This is a genomic window from Spirosoma radiotolerans (assembly GCF_000974425.1).
GTDB classification, from domain to species: domain Bacteria; phylum Bacteroidota; class Bacteroidia; order Cytophagales; family Spirosomataceae; genus Spirosoma; species Spirosoma radiotolerans.
Genome location: NZ_CP010429.1, coordinates 17,960 through 33,562, shown reverse-complemented (window position 1 = coordinate 33,562; position 15,603 = coordinate 17,960). Strand labels below are relative to the sequence as shown.

Below are 15,603 nucleotides of genomic sequence, written 5' to 3'. Positions count from 1 at the left end.
CGAACTGAAAATCCGCGCTACTATTACTCTACAATCAGACTCACACCCCCCATTTCGGCGGGTTGCGGAATACCCATCAGTTGCAGAATCGTTGGGGCAATATCGGCAAGTTTACCATCTTTCATAGCTGGATGGTACTCCTTATCAATCAGGATGCAGGGCACCAGGTTGGTTGTGTGGGCCGTGTTCGGTGAGCCATCCTCATTTGTCATAAATTCGGCGTTTCCGTGATCCGCAATAATGATCGTTGTATAGCCATGTGCCAACGCTGTTTCCGTAACCGCTTTTGCACAGGCATCTGCCGTTTCGGCCGCTTTGACAACAGCTTCAAAAACACCCGTATGACCTACCATGTCGGTATTGGCAAAGTTGAGGCAAATGAAGTCTACTTCCTCTTTCTCCAGTTCAGGAATGATGGCATCACGAATAGCGTAGGCGGCCATTTCAGGAATTTGATCGTAGGTTTTCACCGGTATCGTTGTCTCAATGCCCTGCTCATCACGAACAACCATTTCCTTTGGCGACGGGCATAACAGCCGTTTTTCACCCGCAAATGGTTCTTCACGGCCGCCAGAGAAGAAGAAGGTAACGTGCGGGTACTTTTCCGTTTCGGCAATTCGAATTTGCTTACGCTCCGCTCCGGCAATGACCTCTCCCAATGTGTTGTGCAGGTTGTCTTTGTCAAAAATGACCTTTACGTCAATGAACTCACTGTCATAATTGGTCATGGTAATGTAATTCAGCGCCAGCTTCTTCATTCCCTGTTCCGGGAAGTCTTTCTGTGTCAGCGCCTGCGTGATTTCACGTCCCCGATCCGTACGGAAATTGAAACACAGCACTACATCGCCCTCTTCAATAACCGCCACGGGTGAGCCGCTATTGTCCGTAACGATCAATGGTTTGATAAACTCATCCGTAACGCCAGCCTCATACGATGCCTGTAAAGCGCTTGTCACGTCGGCAGCCGTGATTTTTTCGCCTTCGCCTTTTACCATCGCGTCGTAGGCTATTTTAACCCGTTCCCAACGATTATCGCGATCCATGGCATAATAGCGCCCAATGACGGTCGCAACCTGGCCAGTTGTAGCGGCCATGTGCGTCTGTAGATCGGTCAGATAGCCAACGCCCCCTTTGGGGTCCGTATCCCGGCCATCCGTAAAGGCATGCACAAATACATTGGTCAGCTCGTGAGCATGCGCAATGGATAACAGGCCTTTAATATGATCGATGTGTGCGTGAACGCCACCATCCGATACCAGACCAATGAAATGAACCTTCTTGCCGTTTGTTTTGGCATAAGTAAGTGCATCGACTAAAACCGGCTCGTTGTCCAGTGTATGTTCCTCAACCGCTTTATTTACTTTTACCAGATCCTGATAAACCACCCGCCCAGCGCCCAGATTCATGTGGCCTACCTCAGAATTACCCATCTGGCCCGCAGGCAGGCCAACGGCTAATCCCGATGCTTCCAGCTTACTGTTTGAATACTTGGCATACAGCGAATTCATGAACGGCGTATGAGCCGCTTCAATAGCCGATACTTCGGGCTTAAGCGGAATGCCCCAGCCATCGAGAATGATGAGAATGACTTTTTTGTCCATAGTTAAAGAGCGAAAGAGCGAAAGAATGCAAGAGTGAAGGAATGATTGCCTAAAGGAAATCACTCGTTTACTCTTGCATTCTTTCGCTCGTTAAGATTATGCTGTTGAACCAAATATGTAAGTAGCTGCCGACAGCATCGTAAGCAAATCTGGTAAACTTCTTCGAATACTTCCGGTCCTTCGTAGTAAGGGTCCGGCACGTTGGGCTGGTCACTTACGTCGGGATCGAATTCGCGAAGGAGAAAGATCGTATCAGTTGTATAAAGGCCCGTACTTCGGTAGTTCAGCTTTTCAATGGCTTCCAGATTGGTTTCATCCATAGCCACGAAATAATCGAACTGAGCCAAGTCTTCGCCAATCAAACGACGGGCCCGGTGCGACAGCGTTAAGCCGTGCTCGAGTGCGTTTTCGCGCGTGCGTCGATCAGGTAGCTGGCCAATGTGAAAAGACGCCGTTCCGGCCGAATCGGCCTGAATCTGCTCATTTAGTCCGGCTTCGTCAATCAGCACTCGAAACACCCCTTCGGCAACGGGTGACCGACAAATGTTGCCATAACAAACGAAGAGAACGTTTATCATTATTTTTCCAACGGTTCATTGTGCTCGTCGACAATAACAAACACATCTTCACCGGGCTTTTTCATCAAATACTTTTCGCGGGCAAATTTCTCCCGAAGGCGGTCATTGCCAAGTACTTCCTGGCGCTCAGTCTGTACTGCTTTGATTTTAGCCTGATAGAATTTAGCCTCCCCATCCAAACGACGCAGTTCCCACCAGTTTCGAATCTGGGTCGGCAGATCGTTGGCGTCAAAAAACGTCATCCATCCTACCAGCACTAAGCCGGTGGCGACGTAGAAATTGCGGCCGTAGCGGAGGAGACGATTAAACATAGGAAAGTAGGTATACGGTTTGAGGTTTACGGTTGGCTGATGCCTGTATTACCTGCGTCAGCCAACCATAAACCGTAAACCTCAAACAATTAAAACTTTAATCCTGGGAAATACGCTGTTTCGCCTAATTCCTCTTCAATACGAAGCAGTTGGTTGTATTTCGCCATCCGGTCTGAACGTGAAGCCGAACCCGTTTTGATCTGGCCTGTATTGAGCGCTACGGCCAGATCAGCGATGGTAGCATCTTCGGTTTCGCCCGAACGGTGCGACATGATGTTCTTGTACGAGTTGCGTTTAGCCAGGTTAACGGTATCAATCGTTTCGGTCAACGAACCAATCTGGTTTACTTTAACTAGGATCGCATTGGCAATGCCTTTGTCGATGCCTTCCTGAAGACGCGTTACGTTGGTTACGAACAGATCATCGCCAACCAATTGTACAGGCGTACCTTTCAGCTCGTCGGTATGAGTTTTCCAGCCTGCCCAATCATCTTCGGCCATACCATCTTCAATTGACAGAATGGGGTATTTGCTCGCCCAATCTTTCCAGAACCCAGCCATTTCTGAAGACGTCAGCTTATCGCCGGTCGATTTCTTGAAATGGTAAACACCAGCTTCAGCATCGTAGAATTCCGATGTAGCCGCGTCCATAGCAATCCAGACATCTTCGCCTGGGCGGTAGCCCGCTTTTTCGATAGCCTGAATGATGGTTTGAATCGCTTCTTCGTTCGATTTGATGTTGGGAGCAAACCCACCTTCATCGCCTACGTTAGTAGCCAGGCCCATCTTTTTCAATACCCCTTTGAGCGTATGGAAAATTTCGGTACCCATACGCAGCGCTTCCGAGAAACTCGCTGCGTTGGCAGGCATTACCATGAATTCCTGGAAATCGATGGAGTTATCGGCATGCGAGCCACCATTCAGGATATTCATCATCGGAACCGGCAACGTGTTGGCATTAACGCCACCAATGTAGCGGTAGAGCGGCAAACCCGCTTCCTGAGCGGCTGCTTTAGCAGCTGCCAGCGAAACGCCAAGAATGGCATTAGCGCCCAAACGGCCTTTGTTTGGCGTACCGTCCAGTTCGAGCATAATTTTATCGATCATGCTTTGCTCAAAGACCGAAATGCCAACCAGTTCTGGAAAAATCAGCTCGTTTACGTTCGAAACTGCTTTCAGAACGCCTTTACCAACATATACCTTAGGGTCATTGTCCCGAAGTTCGACGGCTTCGTGGGTGCCGGTTGATGCGCCCGATGGCACAGCGGCCCGACCCAGATAGCCATTTTCGGTGCGGACATCTACTTCAACCGTTGGGTTACCGCGTGAATCCAGAATCTGCCGGGCATGAATGCTTTGGATGGTACTCATTGCAAAAAAATAAGAAGGGTTAACAACGAAAAAATCTATTGTTCCGGCGTACCGGTTTATCGGGTTTGACTACCAAGCCGTTAGGCTCATGAGCTAACCAGCCGCAAAGTAACGAAATACAGGGCAAAACTTTAGAAAAGGAATGGGATTGGTTCGTGACTTAACGAATAATTCATGGTCAATAGGGTCTTCAAACAGAATTTACCAGAAAATGTTGTCTATTTGTGTGCTTAAGAACAGCCACTAAACCATCTGTACCTATGCGAGGACTTTTGTATTTTTTATTATTCCTGTTAGTTGTTTTCGGCGTACTCTATGCACTCACAGGCTGGAGTTACAGCGATGGCGAACGTGCCGGAACCGTTTCCAAGTTCAGTCGGCGGGGTTTCCTCTTTAAAACATACGAAGGTGTGTTGAATGTAGGCGGCTTCTCGGGCGAAACCGGATCGCTGACACCCCAGTATTTTGACTTTTCGGTTAAAGATGACGCCATAGCAGCGCAGGTTACTCAGGCCGTTAAGACAGGCCAGCGCGTGACGCTCCACTATGAAGAAAAAATCCTGAAATTCCCCTGGAATGGCGAAACGAAGTACTATATCACATCGGTTGAAGTAGTTGGTCCGCCCGCTCGTCCGTACGGCGATGGATCAGCTTATCCGGGCTATCAGCCGGGGCAGCCACAACAGGCTCAACCACAACAGGTACAACCCCAGAATCAGCAACCAGCACCGGCCCAGCAACCGGTTGCAGCCGACACAACTCGGTAACTGAATTCTCATCAACGGTCCAGCAACTACTTGATTTTCAATATAGTTGTTGGACCGTTTTTGTGTAGTCAATTCCCGCATCAAACGGCAGCTAAAAGGCCTCAACTATTTCCTAAATCCATTTGGTAATCTGCCCATTTTTGGGTAATTTTATCTGTTTAAACAACCATCCTAACATGGCAAAATCAGATACGGCGCAAGCCACAGCATCTGCTAATGACAGTAAATTAAAAGCCCTTCAAACAACCATTGAAAAGCTGGATAAAGCCTTCGGTAAAGGCACTGTAATGCGCCTTAGCGAAAGCAAAGTCGTAGACATTCCGGTTATTTCAACGGGTTCGCTGGGGTTAGACCTGGCCCTGGGTATCGGCGGTATGCCGCGCGGCCGTGTTGTCGAAATCTACGGTCCTGAATCATCGGGTAAAACCACCCTGACGATGCACTGCATTGCCGAAGCCCAGAAAGCAGGTGGCCTTGCCGCCTTTATCGACGCTGAACACGCGTTTGACCGGGTTTACGCAGAAAAGCTGGGCATCGATACAAAAAATCTGCTCATCTCACAGCCTGATAATGGCGAACAGGCACTGGAAATTGCGGAGCACCTTATCAGCTCCGGCGCTATTGACATTATCGTTATTGACTCCGTGGCGGCCCTTGTGCCAAAAGCCGAGATTGAAGGCGAAATGGGCGAAAGCAAAATGGGTTTACAAGCTCGTTTGATGTCGCAGGCGCTGCGGAAACTGACGGGTACGATCAATAAAACGGGTTGCTGCTGTATTTTCATCAACCAGCTTCGGGAGAAAATCGGTGTGATGTTCGGTAACCCCGAAACAACGACTGGTGGTAACGCCCTGAAATTCTACGCTTCTGTTCGCCTGGATATCCGCCGTATTGGTCAGATTAAAGAAGGTGCTGATAACGTAGTGGGTAACCGTACCAAAGTGAAAGTTGTGAAGAACAAACTGGCCGCTCCATTTAAAGTTGTCGAGTTTGATATCATGTACGGCCAGGGTATCTCCAAAGTTGGTGAGATTTTGGATCTGGCAGTTGAAATGGAAATCGTTAAGAAATCAGGTTCCTGGTTCTCATATGGTACCAGCCGGTTGGCTCAGGGCCGCGACGCTGTTAAGGAACTGCTTCTGGACAACCCAGAATTGATGGGTGAGATTGAAGGCAAAATCCGGGCGAAAATCGCAACGGATGAAGACGCTCTTCTTGATCCCGTTCTGGCGGCTACCGCAGAAGACGATGAAGGTGAAATTGACGATTAATTAATTAGCCTGATAGTAAGTGTCCCGGTCAAATATGAAACCATTTCATATTTGACCGGGACACTTTTTTGTAAGCTACCTGTTTCACCATCAGTTAATTATACCCGGCATTACTAGTTATTCACGTTATTTTACCTAAGCAGCCTTGATACCTGGCTCAATGCTGTTGACAACCTGCCAGCCCAGCCCGATAGCGAGCGCGTCTTCGGCAAGCCCAACGGCTGTGTCGGGTAAGCCTACCTCGTGATTCAGCCATTGGCGCAGGTTAAAGAAAAGCAACGTGCCTGCTACGGCGCCCAAACCACCTGCGATAGCGCCATAGGGCGCCTGGTTGCCTTCTGCTTCACTTAGAAAGGCCCCGCAAGTTGCGCCTGAAGCAATCCGCGAAATGAACTGGAATGGAATGGTACGATCCGGCGCGTTTGGCACTTTATCCCCCATCAACTCGGCACCGGCGAGTACATTCAGTCCAATCGATACGGGTGGTTGCGCCAAATAATGAATTGGCTTCTGCGGTTGTTTGGTCGGAATTGTTCGGACCAGCTTATGACTAAGCAAGGCCGGTGCGACTGCAGCGCGCATTCCGGCGATGACGCCAATCTGGAAGGCGCGCAAATAAGATTGAATCATGAGTTCGTTGAGGGAATGAGTAGTTTGTTAATCTTCATTTTTCAGTGACTGCATATCGATCACAAACCGGAAACGCACCTCTTCATCCTGCATCCGGTCAAAGGCTTTGTTGATGTCTTTTATCTCGATCATTTCTACTTCGGGAAGAATCGAGTGTTCGGCACAGAACTCCAGTACATCCTGTGTTTCTTTGATACTACCAATCAGCGACCCCGATACGGTGCGCCGATGCATAGCCACTTCCATGTTGTTGAGCGGACTTTTATAAGGCCCTAACAAGCCAACCGTTACGAGTGCCCCGTCGCGTTTAACTACGTTGACGTAGGCGTTGACATCAAACGGATCGGGAATCGTAATCAGCACTAGATCAAACGACAACTCATGAGCCATCATCGTTTTCTTATCCGTTGAGATGATAACCTCATGGGCCCCGAGTGCTTCAGCGGCAGCCCGTTTTTCTTCCGTATGTGTGATTACTGCCACCTCAGCACCCATCGCTTTAGCCAGTTGAACAGCCATATGGCCTAGGCCGCCGAGTCCAACTATACCTACTTTGCTACCAGCCTGAACATTCCAGTGTCGAAGCGGTGAATAGGTGGTTACCCCCGCACAGAGGATTGGGGCTGCGGCTTTGATGTCGAGCGCATCCGGAATCTTCAAGACGAACGATTCCTTCACCACCAGGGAAGTCGAATAACCACCGAACGTATTAAACCCACTCCCGTCGGGTTTCATATAGCCATTGTAAGTCGCGGTCCAGCTAACGGGTCCTTCGCAGTATTGCTCGTCGCCCCCGGTACAGGAATGACACTGACCACAGGAGTCGATCATACAGCCGACACCTACCACATCACCTACGTTAAATTTGGTTACACCACTACCTATCTGAGTGATGCGGCCAACTACCTCGTGGCCAGGAATGCAGGGATAAACGGTATTGGCCCAGTCATTTTTGACCTGATGCAAATCGGAATGACAAACTCCACAATAGAGCACATCGATCAGCACCTGGTCCGATTCCGGCGCGTTTCGTTCAATGTCCATGCGGGACAACGTGCTTAGGCTATCAATGAGCGATGCCTTCGCCCCGTAAGCTTTTGTTTTTATTGATTCCATAAAATTGAGTTCGTGTATCAAATTTGTGGTATGTGGTCCGTCGCCTTAATGCCCATCAGGCATCTGTAAACGACAGACCACAAATTAACTAGGCCACAACTTCCTCTACGGCTGTTTTGGCGTTGTGATAGGCTCCTTTTATGGAATCACTAACAGAGGCCAACGCATTTTTGGCTTTGTGTTCTGCTTTGCGTGCTTTGTAACGATACTTGACTTTATCGTACGAGCTGAGCGGTACCACCGACGAGTTGTTACGCGCCAGAAACCAGATGGCACCGACCACAACTGCACCGACCGCCAGAGCCAGCACTGTTTTCTTCTGTTCCTGTTCGGCTTGCTCCTTCGGTGTCATATCGCTGCGTACGCTGGCCGCGACCAGTGGATCGGGCAGAATATGCGACATAGCCACCCGAGCTTTATTCATCCAACCGGCAACCACGTGGTCTTTGCCACTCATCAGGGCTTCATAGCCTTCTTTAGCTACTGCAGCCGGGTCAGCCGTTTTGTTCGGGTCAGCTCCTTTTGCCTCCGTAGCTCCGGCTACTTTGAAGAAATTAGTATTTGTCGCACCAGGCATCAACACCGTCACCGTGATATTTGTGTCTTTTAACTCATCACGAATTGCTTCCGAAAACGATTTGATAAACGCCTTCGTCGCTCCATAAACGGCCATCAGCGGGTTGGGGGCAACGGACACTTCAGATCCCAGCATCAGAATCTTGCCTTCGTTGCGGCTCACCATGTCCTTCACATATAACTTAGTCAGGTGCATGAGCGCTACGGCATTGACCTGTACGATGGATAACTCCTTTTGCAGATCGGTTTCTGTAGCAAACATACCGTACTCACCAAAACCGGCATCGTTTACCAATACATCAATGGTAAATCCTTTATCCTTTGTTTCAGCGTAAATTTCGTCGGGAGCAGTAGGGCTTGCCAGATCTTTTGTGATCAGGGTCGTTTGCGTGCCATACTGATTATAAAAATTGCTGGCCAATTGCTCTATGCCTTCCTGGTTGATGTCGACCAGAACCAGATTGTAGCCGTCTTTCGCAAATAATCGGGTGAGTTCGCGGCCAATCCCGCTGGCTGCGCCCGTGATCAGGGCCGTTTTACCATTATTTTGTGTTTCCATAGTTGAGTAAGCGGAGCGAATACGCCCGTTGAATTAAGGTTTTAAAATAACTTTTGTACAGTCGTCTTCTTTATTTTTGAAGATGTCGTACCCACGCGAGATTTCCGTCAGGGGCAGCACATGCGAAACGATATCGTCCAGCACAACTTTACCCTGAACAACAAGGTCCAGCAGATGATCGATATTTTTGTGCACCTGCGATTGTCCCTGCTTGATGGTCACACCCTTATCGAACATTCGGCCTAGTGGAAAATTGTCGAAAGGGGTTCCATAAACACCTACAATTGTCACGATACCACCCCGACGAACGGCCCGGAAGCATGTTTCGAGTACACTATCCGTTCCTTTTTCCAGATTAAAAACTGCTTTAGCTTTATCCAGAACTGACCGGCTGGCTTCCATACCCACGGCATCCACACATAAATCGGGGCCACGGCCTTCGGTCATGCTGCGCAGGGCCTCTACCACATCGACATCATTGGGGTTAAGCGTTTCGACGTTATTGACGCGTTTGGCGCGTTCCAGCCGGTAATTGAGCGGATCAATGGCAATCACACGCCCGGCACCCTGCAACCAGGCTGATTTCTGGGCCATCAGCCCAACCGGGCCCGATCCGAATATGGCTACCGTCTCGCCCCCTTTAAGTTCGCCCCACTCGATGGAACTCCAGCCCGTGGGAAAAATATCGGTCAGGAACAACACTTGTTCGTCTTTCAGTCCTTCCGGCACGTGGCGCAGGCTATAATCGGCGTAGGGAACGCGCACGGCTTCGGCCTGTCCACCGTTGTAGCCGCCATACAGATCGGAATACCCGAAAAGGCCACCGCCTTTTTCGGTCAGCAAACCACCGTCCGGACCATAATCTTCTTTATTGGAATTTTCGCAGTGCATCTCCTGGTGGTGCTGACAGAAGAAACATTTTCCGCAGGCAACGGTAAAGGGTACTACAACGCGGTCGCCTTTTTTAAGGTTAGTCACTCCCGAGCCTACGTCTTCAACGATGCCCATAAATTCGTGCCCGAGTACTTCCGGTCGAAGTTGGGGCAGAAAGCCGTCGTAGATGTGAAGGTCGGATCCGCAGATGGCGGTAGACGTAACGCGAATAATGGCATCGCGAGAATCTTCGATTGTGGGATCATCGAACTGTTCGTACCGGATGTCGCCGGGTTTGTGGAATACTGCAGCTTTCATAGTTGAGCTCTAATATGCTTGAATCAATGAATCTATTAGTGGTTGTAACACGCAATGAGGAGGTTGGTTTAGATAAACCAAGTAAGTGGACCAAATTAGTAGAGTATGAACGAGCAACCTAAAACAAAAAGCGCCGACTAATGCTGTACGCAGTGTATTGACCTTTTCACTTTCAAAAGGGAGGAAAATATAAGAAACCAAGCCTTAATAAAATAAGCACCACTCGTTATTAAGAGATGGTGCTTATTTTATTAATCCGAACCGCACCAGTATCAGTTGGGTTCGAGAACTTGACTTATGGTAAAGTTTATCTCAACTCATTTCTCTTTCGCACAAGCCAGGCCGTGTAGACTAATAAGGCGGAGCCAAGCACAAATACGGTTGAGGGGATATAAAACCAACTGCTTTCTTCATCGAAAACCACTTGATAATTATATTGTTGCAGTACATATACTCCATTCAAAATAACGACATTCCAAAGTAACGCCAATGCGATAATCACCCAAAGCCATTTTAAACATAAGAAAGCCACATTCAACCAGCCATAAATATGCCCATCCTAACAGACTTAGAATTTGAAGTATGTCAGATTCAACTTAAAAGCCCATGACTAGCCTTTGTGTCTGTCCTGTATTAGAATCATACTTTTCTAAACCAAAATAAGTATGCCCAGGTCTTCTGTCTCCACTCACCCACTACCTGAGCCTGAGCCGCTACCAGAACCAGATCCGTTTCCAGTAGAAGCACCATTTGACTTTACCTTTTCTCCTTTAACCACTACTTCAGGAAGTGTACCACCATCGACTGTCTTAATCCCTTTGCGAGCATTAGGATCGCTATCACTAAAACTAACTTGTGCGATCTTCAAGGGATCGGATGCTCCACATATTTTAACCGTAACAACGTGGGTATGGGTCCCTTACCCGTTGTATTCCCACTCTGCATGAAAACCATGATAACGAGCCGACGAATTGTTTCCAAATGCGCCCACTAAGTCAGGTCGATCGTCGCTAGCTTCCACAGTCGCTACTTTCGTGCCATTGACATAGATATCAACTTGCACTGTTTTATTAAAGCTGCTCTCATCCAAGGCCCAGCCGCTAATTCTGTTCGCGCTTAATACATCTACCGAACTACGTGGCTTATTTACAGAACAGGTTTCGTCAGAATTTTGCGTGTTTCCACTTTGATTACCAGAGTTACCTCCTGAAGACGTGCGCGGATCAGTCTGGGCAAAGCATTGATATTTAGCAAATCCAGTAGCCTGCACCCAAGATTGAGGCTTAAAACTACTCCCATCAGCATAAGCAGCGTACCACTGTCCATTATACTGACGGGCATAAATTTGTTCACCATACTAACTGATGATTGGCGTACTGGAGTCAAAACTACAATCTGCAAAAGCGACTCTTGCAGCCTGCTGTACCACAGGTTCAGACGAATGAGATATTGGCTCATCGAGTGCCTCTAAAGCGGGCCGGGCTGCAGGCCGAACCTCCAATGTTAATTCATCTTTTACGACAAATAAACTATTAGCGTCCGCTTGACTATTACCTCTTAACAAGTAAAACTGCGGCTTTACGCCAGTTCGAGAAAAATAGCCCTTTAACGTGTATTGCGCATTTGGAGTAGCATTAGTTAATGTAGTACCACAATGGTCCGTGTAATCACCACCCGTTTGTATAAATCCTTCGGGCAAAAGAATTTTTAGGCGAAAGGAGTTAGAGCCTTCAAATGTATATAAAAGTGTTGGTGAAATAGCTGTGTAATAAGCCGATACAGTAATTTCAATTTCTTCATTTGCTAAAACCCTTTTCTTTTTAGTTAATATCTTAAACCGAATTGGATCATTATCGAACCCGTGAAATGAAAGGTCATCTCTAACTTTTTTGAAGGGAAGTCCCACAAATGAAGAGATTCCAAATGCGAGTAAGAAACTTTTAACTAATAAAAAGGTACGTGAGATTATGATGGTGGGTAATTTTTTCATCATAACAATAGCATAAATGTGATAAGCAAAGGTCGTATGTCACATTTATACTATCGTTGATATACATCAAAATTCAGTTTTACTTAGATCAATTTTTTGTATATGTTGCTCTGATTCGGCTCAGAGCAGCTTGCGTCATGTTTAGATATGAGGCAATATATTTTAAAGGGACTCGGTTGAGAATAGTTGGAAATTGATCTTGTACTAATTGATAACGTTCCTGTGCAGTGCTGAACGCGATCATCTTCATTCTCTCATCGAGTTTTAAATAGTTAGCTGTGACTAATTAACGGCCTAATCGTTCTACAGACGGAAACTGAGCAAACACAGACTCCAATAAATGATATTGAACACTATACACAAGTGAATCCTCTAAGAGCTCCACGTTATAGAGTGTTGGCTGGCCTGTAAATAGGCTATCTATAGCACTCACCATATCGGTTTCAAAACCAAACCAAGCAGTTACCTCCTCACCACCTTTATAATAGAATACTCTTGCAGCTCCCCGAACTATAAAATGAAATTCGTGGCAAACTGCTCCGGCCGTCTGTATGAGTGCTTTACGAGGCAACCGTCTTTCTATTGTAATTGCCCTGATAGCATTGGTCGCCTGGCTATTTAGAGTAGTAATTGTCGTCAAGTAGTTAATAAATTCTTCCACGCATAATAAAAATTTAATAGAATAACTGCGCTTTAATATATAAAAGTAAAAATAAAATATACAAATATAAATTTAGACTTTATAATAACAAAAAGCGCCGACTAGCTAGCCGGCGCTTTTTGTTATTCCAGTTGAATTAGTCGAGTAACTATCGCTTTTCGAGCGGTACAAACTCGCGCAACGTCGAACCCGTATAGATTTGGCGTGGGCGACCGATTGGTTCTTTTGTTTCGCGCATTTCTTTCCATTGGGCAATCCAGCCGGGTAGACGACCGATGGCGAACATCACCGTAAACATGTTCGTTGGAATGCCCAGCGCCCGGTAGATGATACCCGAATAAAAATCGACGTTCGGGTATAGCTTGCGCGACACGAAATACTCGTCGTGAAGGGCTGCTTCTTCCAGTCCCTTGGCAATTTCCAGAATCGGATCATTGACGCCAAGCTTGGCGAGCACATCGTCGGCCGCTTTTTTGATGATTTTTGCCCGTGGATCAAAGTTTTTATACACCCGGTGGCCAAAACCAAATAGGCGGAAGCCCGTTGTTTTTGCATTTTTAGCCATCTCCACATACTTGGAAACATCTCCGCCATCGGCTTTGATATCTTCGAGCATTTCAATTACTTCCTGGTTAGCCCCACCGTGTAACGGCCCCCACAGCGCACTAATGCCAGCCGAGATAGACGAGTAGATATTCGCCTGCGATGACCCTACAAGCCGCACCGTTGATGTGGAGCAGTTTTGCTCGTGATCGGCATGCAGAATAAGTAACACATTCAACGCTTCGGCCACGACCGGATCAACCTTGTAGTCCTCAACGGGCAGCGAGAACATCATATTCAGGAAGTTCGGAATATAGTCGAGGGTGTTTTTCGGATAGTTGATCGGGTGACCCAGCGCCCGCTTATACGACCAGGTAGCAATGGTTGGCAGTTTGGCCAGCAAACGGATAATATGTCGATCGACATCATCGTCTTTCCCACTTTCCAGGTCGGGGTAGAAGGCGCTCATGGCGCTTACCAAGGATGCCAGCACACCCATTGGATGCGCTTTAACCGGAAAACCATCAAAAATTTTCCGCATGTCTTCATTCACCAGCGTATGCCGGCGAATGGCTGTTTCAAACGTAGTGAACTCTTCCTGAGTTGGCAGTTCACCATAAATCAATAGATAGGCAACTTCCAGAAACGACGCCTTGGCGGCCAAATCTTCAATAGAATACCCCCGATATTGCAGAATGCCTAACTCACCATCCAGAAATGTGATGGCGCTTTTTGTGGCACCGGTGTTTTTATAGCCGCGGTCTAACGTAACATAGCCAGTCTGATCACGAAGGTTCGAAATGTCGAAGGCTTTCTCGTGTTCGGTTCCCTCTAGGGTCGGAAATGAATACGTTTTACCATCGACGGTTAATTCAGCGGAGTTTGCCATATAAAAAATCAGGGTAGAGTAATCAGAAATTTTAAATTAGGTATTGGTTGAGTATCAGGACATATATCTAAAAGAGAATCGCATGACGATGGTGCCTTTAGGCCCGTCAGAACCCAGAAATAGAGCCAGTGAACTGGTCGGGCGAAATTAGTCCAAAAACATAAACGACAGATGAAATCAGGCAAAAAAAGCCGTATTACGTTTGTATTAAAGTGTAACCTAAAGACTTTACAATAAGTTTTCCGGTTAGCGTTTAAAGAAAACGCCCCCTTTCATTACCACTTGCACCCGCTGTACATCGGTAATTGTTTTGGTTGGATCACCTGCTACGGCCACCAGGTCGGCCAGTAAACCCGCCCGCACCCTGCCCCGATCAGCCAGGTGAAATACATCGGCATTGGTCGACGTAACGGAGCGCATTACATCGAGTGGCTTCATTCCATAATCGACCATCAACACAAGTTCGCGGGCGTTATCGCCGTGGCTAAACACGCCAACATCGCCACCGGCACAAATGGTTACGCCCGCATCCAACGCTTGTTTAAACGTCGCCCGCTTTTGTTTCATGCGCTCAGGCTCCGGGTCCTGCCCTTTTTTCCAGCCACGATACTGGCTAATAGCGTCGCCTGCGGCCAGTGTAGGGCAGAGCGCAGTACCTTGTTTTTTCATCAATGCAAAGATTTCGGGCGTTCCGGCGTCGCCATGCTCAACGGTTTCGCAGCCAGCCAGAATGGCCCGACGCATGCCCTCGGCCGTACCAGCATGAGCCACTACACCCCGGCCGCTGCTTCGGGCCACCTCCACAATTAGCTTTAGTTCATCGAGGGTAAAGGTTGGGCGTGCTTCGGCCATCAATCCCCAGCGGTAATCGGCATAGATTTTTATGGCATCGGCTCCTTTGCCAATCTGCCGCCGAACAGCCTGAATCAGCGCATCGTGCCCATCGGCTTCTTCGGCCCCCTGCGGAACGGTAATGTCAGGACCAAATCCTTTGGGGCCATAGCTCCCCGTGGCAATGAGCGCTTTTGTCACCACAATCATGCGAGGACCAGCAATGATGCCCTGATTGATGGCCTGTTTCAAGCCGACGTCGTCATATTCGGCGCCTTCGGTTCCTAGATCGCGCACGGTTGTAAAACCCGCTTGTAGCGTTTTTTGGGCATGAACCGTTGCGCGGGCCACCCGCAACGACCGGGCTTCTTTCAATACCTGATCGTCCCAGGGCGTTTCGTTGTACGGATGCAACAACAAATGCGAGTGACCTTCGATCAAACCAGGCATGAGCGTAGTTCCTTTTAAATCAACTACTTCGCTCCCATCAGCCGGTACGGAAGCGGGCGGTCCAACTGCTTCGATCTTGTCACCTTTCACCCGTACGACCCAGCCTTCATGAACGGTCTCCCCATCGAAAACACGGTCGGGCCGAAGCAGGTACCCGACAGCCTCCTGTCGTCGGTGTGAAATAGGAGCAGTATTAAATTTCGCCGACAGCAAGAGGCTGTTGGGTACAAGTAACAAGGCTATCAACCATTTACTCAACGTCATTGTAT

The 15,603-nt window shown here is 48.0% G+C and carries 15 protein-coding genes; 2 read left to right on the top strand and 13 right to left on the bottom strand.

Going from position 1 to position 15,603, the window contains the following annotated elements:
* Positions 1-23 precede the first annotated feature (23 nt).
* From gpmI to eno, 4 genes are all read right to left on the bottom strand, one after another.
* Positions 24-1,601: a 2,3-bisphosphoglycerate-independent phosphoglycerate mutase gene (gene gpmI / locus SD10_RS00160; RefSeq protein ID WP_046375137.1), complete on the bottom strand. Its 1,578-nt coding sequence runs from the start codon at positions 1,599-1,601 to the stop codon at positions 24-26.
* 59 nt (positions 1,602-1,660) lie between these two features.
* Positions 1,661-2,179, bottom strand: a complete 519-nt coding sequence (locus SD10_RS00155; RefSeq protein WP_046375136.1) for a low molecular weight protein-tyrosine-phosphatase — start codon at positions 2,177-2,179, stop codon at positions 1,661-1,663.
* A complete protein-coding gene (locus tag SD10_RS00150; RefSeq protein ID WP_046375135.1) occupies positions 2,179-2,490 on the bottom strand; it encodes an FtsB family cell division protein in 312 nt (103 codons plus the stop codon). The genes SD10_RS00155 and SD10_RS00150 overlap by 1 nt, the downstream gene beginning before the upstream one ends.
* A gap of 89 nt (positions 2,491-2,579) precedes the next feature.
* Entirely contained in the window at positions 2,580-3,860 is a 1,281-nt protein-coding gene (gene eno / locus SD10_RS00145) for a phosphopyruvate hydratase (RefSeq protein ID WP_046375134.1), read from the bottom strand.
* A 260-nt stretch (positions 3,861-4,120) separates the two neighbouring features.
* Between eno and SD10_RS00140 the strand changes: the two genes are divergently transcribed.
* Positions 4,121-4,627 (top strand): hypothetical protein, encoded by a 507-nt coding sequence (locus SD10_RS00140; RefSeq protein WP_046375133.1) that lies wholly within the window; start codon positions 4,121-4,123, stop codon positions 4,625-4,627.
* Between the two features lie 176 nt (positions 4,628-4,803).
* Positions 4,804-5,898, top strand: coding sequence for a recombinase RecA (gene recA / locus SD10_RS00135; protein ID WP_046375132.1), 1,095 nt, complete (start codon positions 4,804-4,806; stop codon positions 5,896-5,898).
* 135 nt (positions 5,899-6,033) lie between these two features.
* Here the strand turns inward: recA and SD10_RS00130 are convergent, their stop codons facing one another.
* From SD10_RS00130 to SD10_RS00090, 9 genes are all read right to left on the bottom strand, one after another.
* Positions 6,034-6,528, bottom strand: a complete 495-nt coding sequence (locus SD10_RS00130; RefSeq protein ID WP_046375131.1) for a DUF4126 family protein — start codon at positions 6,526-6,528, stop codon at positions 6,034-6,036.
* A 27-nt stretch (positions 6,529-6,555) separates the two neighbouring features.
* Complete coding sequence (locus SD10_RS00125) at positions 6,556-7,644, bottom strand: NAD(P)-dependent alcohol dehydrogenase (protein ID WP_046375130.1); 1,089 nt, start codon at positions 7,642-7,644, stop codon at positions 6,556-6,558.
* Positions 7,645-7,732: 88 nt separating this feature from the next.
* Entirely contained in the window at positions 7,733-8,779 is a 1,047-nt protein-coding gene (locus SD10_RS00120) for an SDR family NAD(P)-dependent oxidoreductase (protein ID WP_046375129.1), read from the bottom strand.
* Between the two features lie 33 nt (positions 8,780-8,812).
* Positions 8,813-9,970, bottom strand: coding sequence for a zinc-dependent alcohol dehydrogenase (locus SD10_RS00115; protein ID WP_046375128.1), 1,158 nt, complete (start codon positions 9,968-9,970; stop codon positions 8,813-8,815).
* Positions 9,971-10,889: 919 nt separating this feature from the next.
* Entirely contained in the window at positions 10,890-11,033 is a 144-nt protein-coding gene (locus SD10_RS29900; RefSeq protein ID WP_227699095.1) for a hypothetical protein, read from the bottom strand.
* 294 nt (positions 11,034-11,327) lie between these two features.
* Positions 11,328-11,963 (bottom strand): hypothetical protein, encoded by a 636-nt coding sequence (locus tag SD10_RS00105; protein WP_046375126.1) that lies wholly within the window; start codon positions 11,961-11,963, stop codon positions 11,328-11,330.
* A 283-nt stretch (positions 11,964-12,246) separates the two neighbouring features.
* Complete coding sequence (locus SD10_RS00100; protein WP_158500530.1) at positions 12,247-12,621, bottom strand: Crp/Fnr family transcriptional regulator; 375 nt, start codon at positions 12,619-12,621, stop codon at positions 12,247-12,249.
* A gap of 148 nt (positions 12,622-12,769) precedes the next feature.
* Positions 12,770-14,053, bottom strand: a complete 1,284-nt coding sequence (locus tag SD10_RS00095; protein ID WP_046375124.1) for a citrate synthase — start codon at positions 14,051-14,053, stop codon at positions 12,770-12,772.
* Positions 14,054-14,299: 246 nt separating this feature from the next.
* Positions 14,300-15,598: a metal-dependent hydrolase family protein gene (locus SD10_RS00090; RefSeq protein WP_082111470.1), complete on the bottom strand. Its 1,299-nt coding sequence runs from the start codon at positions 15,596-15,598 to the stop codon at positions 14,300-14,302.
* Positions 15,599-15,603 lie beyond the last annotated feature (5 nt).